The organism is Stackebrandtia soli (assembly GCF_965137155.1).
GTDB lineage: Bacteria > Actinomycetota > Actinomycetes > Mycobacteriales > Micromonosporaceae > Stackebrandtia > Stackebrandtia soli.
This window is the reverse complement of record NZ_CBCRZX010000072.1, coordinates 9,445-15,429: the sequence shown is the minus strand read 5'-3', so window position 1 is coordinate 15,429 and position 5,985 is coordinate 9,445. Positions and strand designations below refer to the sequence as shown.

General features: G+C 69.3%; 5 protein-coding genes. 2 read left to right on the top strand and 3 right to left on the bottom strand.

Features of this window, described 5'->3' with window-relative positions:
- The first annotated feature begins 314 nt into the window (after positions 1 to 314).
- Both rsmA and ACM9NP_RS23160 read left to right on the top strand, forming a co-directional pair.
- Positions 315 to 1,163, top strand: coding sequence for a 16S rRNA (adenine(1518)-N(6)/adenine(1519)-N(6))-dimethyltransferase RsmA (rsmA, locus tag ACM9NP_RS23165; protein ID WP_415648887.1), 849 nt, complete (start codon positions 315 to 317; stop codon positions 1,161 to 1,163).
- Positions 1,164 to 1,177: 14 nt separating this feature from the next.
- Entirely contained in the window at positions 1,178 to 2,080 is a 903-nt protein-coding gene (locus ACM9NP_RS23160; RefSeq protein WP_415648889.1) for a 4-(cytidine 5'-diphospho)-2-C-methyl-D-erythritol kinase, read from the top strand.
- 387 nt (positions 2,081 to 2,467) lie between these two features.
- Here ACM9NP_RS23160 and ACM9NP_RS23155 read toward each other — a convergent pair whose 3' ends face one another.
- The 3 genes from ACM9NP_RS23155 to ACM9NP_RS23145 all read right to left on the bottom strand — a co-directional run bounded on the left by ACM9NP_RS23155 (position 2,468) and on the right by ACM9NP_RS23145 (position 5,945).
- Entirely contained in the window at positions 2,468 to 3,133 is a 666-nt protein-coding gene (locus ACM9NP_RS23155) for an MBL fold metallo-hydrolase (RefSeq protein ID WP_415648886.1), read from the bottom strand.
- Positions 3,133 to 4,224, bottom strand: coding sequence for an S-(hydroxymethyl)mycothiol dehydrogenase (locus ACM9NP_RS23150; protein ID WP_415648885.1), 1,092 nt, complete (start codon positions 4,222 to 4,224; stop codon positions 3,133 to 3,135). The genes ACM9NP_RS23155 and ACM9NP_RS23150 overlap by 1 nt, the downstream gene beginning before the upstream one ends.
- Positions 4,225 to 4,793: 569 nt before the next feature.
- Positions 4,794 to 5,945 carry a phosphonoacetaldehyde reductase gene (locus tag ACM9NP_RS23145; protein WP_415648884.1) on the bottom strand — a complete coding sequence of 384 codons (1,152 nt, stop codon included), beginning with the start codon at positions 5,943 to 5,945 and terminating at the stop codon, positions 4,794 to 4,796.
- Between the last annotated feature and the right edge of the window lie 40 nt (positions 5,946 to 5,985).

The following is a 5,985-nucleotide window of genomic DNA, read 5'->3' as shown; positions in this document are numbered from 1 at the left end:
CACCGCAGAAAGGCGTGGTCACGTACGCCCGCCCCACCAAGCCGAAAAGTCNCGNGCCGCCCCACCAGGCCGAAAGTCTCGCGCCGCCCCACCAGGCCGAAAGTCTTGGGCCACCCGGGAACGCCGTAACTTTTCGGGCCACCCGGCATGCCTGGAGAGTCTCGGACCACCCGGGAACGCCGTAACTTTTCGGGCCACCCGGTATGCCTGGAGAGTCTCGGACCACCCGGCAAACGCCGTGAGTTCTCACGCCACCCGGCATGCGCCGAAAGGCTCGGGCCTGATCGGGTCGGGCCGTACGTCATGATGAGCGGGTGACACGACTCCTGGCCGTTCGAGACATCCGAGCCATCGCCGACGCCCTGTCGGTCAAACCGACCAAGACCCTCGGGCAGAACTTCGTCATCGACGGCAACACCGTCAACCGCATCGCCGACGCGGCCCGCCTCGCCGCCGACGACGTGGTGATCGAAGTCGGCCCAGGCCTCGGCTCGCTCACTCTCGCGTTGCTGCCGCGCGCTGCGCACCTGCACGCCGTCGAGATCGACGGACGTCTCGCGGGCGCGCTCGCCGCCACCGTCGCCGCCAGAGCCGAAGACCAGGCGGAGAAGCTGTCCGTCCACCATCGTGACGCGATGACGGTGCGCCCCGACGACTTCGACCCGCAGCCGACGGCGCTCGTCGCGAACCTGCCGTACAACGTCGCCGTCCCCGTTGTCCTGCATCTGTTGTCGGTGCTGCCGAGCCTGCAGAAGGGCCTCGTCATGGTGCAGGCGGAGGTCGCCGACCGACTCACCGCCCCTCCCGGATCCAAAGTGTACGGAGTGCCGAGCGTGAAGCTCGCCTGGTACGCGTCCTCGAAACGAGCGGGCAGCGTCCCGCGCGGCGTGTTCTGGCCGGTGCCCAACGTGGACTCGGGACTCGTGGCGTTCACCCGCCGCGAACCACCACCGGGCAACCGGAAGGACGTCTTCGCCGTCGTCGACGCCGCGTTCGCCCAGCGCCGCAAGACATTGCGGGCCGCCCTGGCCGGGTGGGCGGGGAGCCCGCAGGAAGCCGAGCGCATCCTCGTCGCGTCCGGAGTCGACCCGAAGGCGCGCGGCGAAACACTCGACGTCGCCGCGTACTCGCGGATCGCCGCGAACCGGGGGGAGCGGACGTGACCGAGGAAGCCATCATGGAGTCCAGCGCCGTGCGGGCCCGGGTGCCCGCCAAGATCAACCTGCATCTCGGCGTCGGTGACGTGCGGCCCGACGGCTATCACCGGCTTCGCACCGTCTACCAGGCGATCTCGGTATACGACGAACTGATCGTCAAGAACGCGCCGACACTGCGCATGTCCCTCACCGGCGAAGGCGAGGGCGAACTTCCGCTCGACGACGACAACCTCGTCATCCGCGCGGCGCGCGCGCTCGCCGAAGAGCACGGTGTCACCGCGGGCGCGGACATCCAACTCCACAAACGCATCCCGCTCGCGGGCGGGCTCGCGGGCGGCAGCGCCGACGCGGCGGGGGCGCTCCTGGCGTGCGCACGGCTGTGGGGCGTCGACGTCGACACGGCCAGCCTCGCGGCGATCGGGGCCCGGCTCGGCAGCGACATCCCGTTCTGTTTGTACGGCGGCAACGCGCTCGGAACGGGCCACGGGGAACGGATCGAGAGCCTTCCGGTCGGCGCGACCCTTCACTGGGTCGTCGCCGTCGCCGACGGGCAACTGTCGACACCCCGCGTCTATTCCGAATTGGATGATCTGCGGGCCGCCGGTGTCGGGGAGTACCACGGAGACACGGACGCGCTCGTCACGGAGCTGCGTGTCGGAGACGCGGAGAGCGTCGCGCCGCTGCTGCACAACGACATGCAGGCCGCCGCGATCGGGCTGCGGCCCGCCATCGCGGAAGTGCTCGACGTCGGTCTCGCGGACGGCGCGCTCGCGGGCATGGTGTCCGGCTCCGGACCGACGGTGCTGCTGCTGGCTCGCGACGACCACCACGCGCACGCCCTCGCCGGGCGCGTTCGGCTGCGCGGTGTCGCCCGCGACGTCCTGACGGCGCACGGACCCGTTCAGGGAGCGCACTTGTACTGACCCCCTCGCAGGGAGAGCGTTCTCGGGAGGATCGCCGGGGCGTGGCGGAAACCGCGAGAATGCTTGCGGCGTAACGATACTGGCGCCATGCGCGGGTTCGAATCGGGTGGGTCGGGGGCCTCCGGCCTCCTCCCCAAGGTCGACGCTACCCCCACAACGCTGAAGCCACGCTAAAGCCGGCTGAAGATCCCTTCAGGATCGAGTCGCGTCGACGGCCGTGGCACCAGTGTCGCGCCACGGCCGTCCATTGCGCGGAAGCCGGATCTCCGTGTGGGTTCCGTCGCGGCGTTGCGGTCCGTCCGCACCGTGCTCCGGTCCAGCCAGAACCGGTGCGTGGACACAACTTCGACCACTTGGAACCGCTCGAAGAGCACTCCCGCTCACGCTCTAGTGCCCTCGGTCGAGCCATTCCTGAAGGTGGGGCTTCTCCGCCCCGATCGAGGTCGTGTCACCGTGCCCGGTCAGGACCACCGTGTCGTCGGGCAACGGGAACAGGCGTTTCGTGATCGAGTCGATGATCGTGTCGAAGCTGGAGTACGACCGCCCCGTCGTGCCCGGGCCGCCGTTGAACAGCGTGTCCCCGGAGAACAGGACGGGACGCGCGGCGCCGTCCCATTCGAGGCCCTCGGCCGCGAACCAGCAGGTCGAACCGGGGGAGTGCCCCGGTGTGTGAATCGCCCGCAGCGTCACACCGCCGACGTCCACTGTGAGCCCGTCGATCACGCCGACGTCCGGAATGACATCGGGATAGACCATCGCCCACAAGACCTCGTCGTCCGGGTTGAGGTACACCGGCGGCGTCGAGCCGTCGGCGGCGAGCGCCCGCCTGGTCTCGTCGACGGCGCGGATGTGGTCGTCGTGCGCGTGCGTCAGCAGGATCGCGACGACCCGGCGGCCAGCGACCGTGTCGACGATCGCCTGCGGATTGTGCGCCGGGTCGAAGACCACGACTTCGGTGTCGTCGCCGACGATCCAGACGTTGTTGTCGACGTCCCACGTCCCACCGTCCAAAGAGAACGTTCCGGACGTGACGAGGTGGTCGATGCGCGCCATCAGAGCACCACCACCGAACGCAGCACCTCGCCGCGGCCCATCTTCGCGAAGGCCTCCTCGACGCCGTCGAGGGCGATCCGCTCGGACACGAACTTCTCCAACGGCAACCGGCCCTGCTTGTACAGGTCGACGAGCATCGGGAAGTCACGGTCGGGCAGGCAGTCGCCGTACCACGACGACATGAGCCGCCCGCCCCGTCCGAACACGTCGGCGAGCGGGATGGTCAGCTCCATCTCCGGCGTGGGGACACCGACGAGGACGACGGTCCCGGCGAGGTCGCGCGCGTAGAACGCCTGCCGCCACGTGGCGGGAATCCCGACCGCGTCGATGACGACGTCCGCGCCGAAGCCGTCGGTGAGTTCCTGGACGGCGGAGACGACGCCCGCCTCGTCGAGGCCCTTCGAGTCGATCGTGTGGGTCGCGCCGAGTTCCTTCGCCCACTCCAGTTTCCGCTGGTCGACGTCGACGGCGATGATCGGCGACGCGCCCGCGAGGTGCGATCCGGCGATCGCGGCGGCGCCGACACCTCCGCAGCCGATGACCGCGACGGACTTTCCTCGCGTCACCTGCCCGGTGTTGATCGCGGCGCCGATGCCCGCCATGACGCCGCAGCCGAGCAGACCGACGACCGCCGGGTCGGACTCGTCGACCTTCGTGCACTGTCCAGCGGCGACGAGGGTCTTCTCCGCGAAGGAGCCGATGCCGAGAGCGGGCGACAGCTCGGTGCCGTCGGTAAGGGTCATCTTCTGTGTCGCGTTGTGGGTGGCGAAGCAGTACCAGGGCTCGCCGCGTTTACACGCGCGGCAGTCGCCGCAGATCGCCCGCCAGTTGAGGACGACGAAGTCGCCGACCGCGACGTTCGTGACGTCCGGGCCGATCTCGGCGACGATCCCGGCGGACTCGTGGCCCAGCAGATACGGGTAGTCGGCGCCGATGCCGCCTTCGCGGTAATGCAAGTCGGTATGGCACACGCCGCACGACTTCACGTCGACGACGACCTCGCCTGGGCCGGGATCGGGGATGACGATGTCGGTGAGCTCGACCGGTGCTCCCTTCGCCCTCGCGATGACTCCCTTGACTGTCGTGGGCATGCGTTACTCCTGCTCGATAGCGTGGACCGTGGCTGACGAGCGACGCACGACCGCGCTCCGCGTCGTCTGTCCGCAGCTTACGTGGGAGTGCCGCCGCCGTCCGTCCCCGATCGTTCACAGACGTGGCATACCGGGAGAGCGGTTCGACGAGAACACCGCAGGACATGATGGACGATCGTTCGGTTGCGGCCCCGATTTCGGCGGTCGGGGTCGCGGTCGAGGGCGTGGCGACCGGTGGGTCGGTCGTGGTCGGATTCCGTCGAACCACTCGTAGTGCGGGGAATGCTTGCGGCGCAACGATACTGGCGCCATGCGCGGGTTCGAATCGGGTGGGTCGGGGGCCTCCGGCCTCCTCCCCAAGGTCGACGCTACCCCCACAACGCTGAAGCCACGCTAAAGCCGGCTGAAGATCCCTTCAGGATCGCCCGGAACGGGAACCGTCGAACAGCGAACAGCGAACAGCGAACCGCCGAACCGCCGAACCGCCGGACCGCTCACAGGCGTCAGCGGTCAGCGGTCCGGCGAATGGCGGCGCCGCCGCGTATCCGGCGACGACGGCGCCCGTGAAGTCACATCGCGCGGGTCACCAGGGCGGCGAGTTCGTCGGTCTCGAAGCGGATCGGGTTGTTGCCCAGGCGTTCCACGTTCACCTTGCCCGCGAGCGCGTGCGCCTGCTCGGCCGTCGTCACACCGACATTGGACAGTCGCATCTCGAGTCCGAGTTCTTCGCACAGGCGCCGGAAGCGGTCGCGGGCGTGGTCGCCGTCGACCGAGCCGAGGACGTCGAGGACGCGTCGCATCGCGTCGGCGTGTTCGGCGGCGCTGATCCCCGGCTGGAGGCGGGTGGGGTCCGCGTCGGCGTGCGCGGCGATGAACTCGCCGAGGGTCAGGGCGACGGCGTGGCCGTGGCTCGGTCCGTAGCCTTTCGTGATGCCGTACGAGAGGGCGTGCGCGGCGGTGGTCTTGGAGACGTCGATGGCGCGCCCGGCGAGGTGGCTGCCGAGGGCCATGGTCGTCGCGTTGTCGGCGTCGGGTTCGTTGACGAAGCCGGGCAGCGCGTCGAACAGCAGCGGGAGCGCCTCGGCGGCGTACGCGCGGCTGGTGTCGGTGGCGCCGACGGACCACAGGCTCTCGGTGGCCTGGGCGAAGGCGTCGATGCCGGACGTTGCGCGCTGGTACGTCGAGGAGCTGAGTGTCAACAGTGGGTCGATGATGACGGTGTCCGGCAGCATCGCCGGTCCCGCGATCGAGTTCTTGGAGTCTCCGATGTAGACGACGGCGAAGTGGGTGGCCTCGCTGCCGGAGCCGGAGGTCGTCGGCGCGAGGACGAGTTTCAGGGAGCGCTCGGTGACGGGGGCGTTGGCGCGGATGGCGTCGTGCAGTTCGGTCTCGTCGGTGATGGACTGGTAGGCGCACAACAGTTTTGACATGTCCATCGCGGAGCCGCCGCCGACGCCGACGATGACGTCGGGTTCGAACTCGTCGGCGATGCGCAGGCCTTCGATGAGGTCGGCGGCGTCGGTGTTGGGGGCGTAGTCGCTCCAGCGGCGCACCTCGGCCACGTCGTCGAGTTTGTCGAGCAGGCGTACGGCGCCGGACGCCTTGAAGGAGCGGCCGCCGCAGACGAGCAGCACTTTCGACGCTCCGAGGGCCGTGACGGCGTCGGCGGTCTGGAGGATCGCGTCGGCGCCGAAGCGGACGTCACGGTCGGTGGGCAGCACAGTTACTCCTTTGAGGATTGTCCATGATATGCGCGTGGCC

Excerpts from the sequence above, each read along its gene's own strand:
- ACM9NP_RS23160 (WP_415648889.1), top strand. The coding sequence starts at position 1,178 with ATGGAGTCCAGCGCCGTGCGGGCCCGGGTGCCCGCCAAGATCAACCTG.
- ACM9NP_RS23155 (WP_415648886.1), bottom strand. The coding sequence starts at position 3,133 with ATGGCGCGCATCGACCACCTCGTCACGTCCGGAACGTTCTCTTTGGAC.
- ACM9NP_RS23150 (WP_415648885.1), bottom strand. The coding sequence starts at position 4,224 with ATGCCCACGACAGTCAAGGGAGTCATCGCGAGGGCGAAGGGAGCACCG.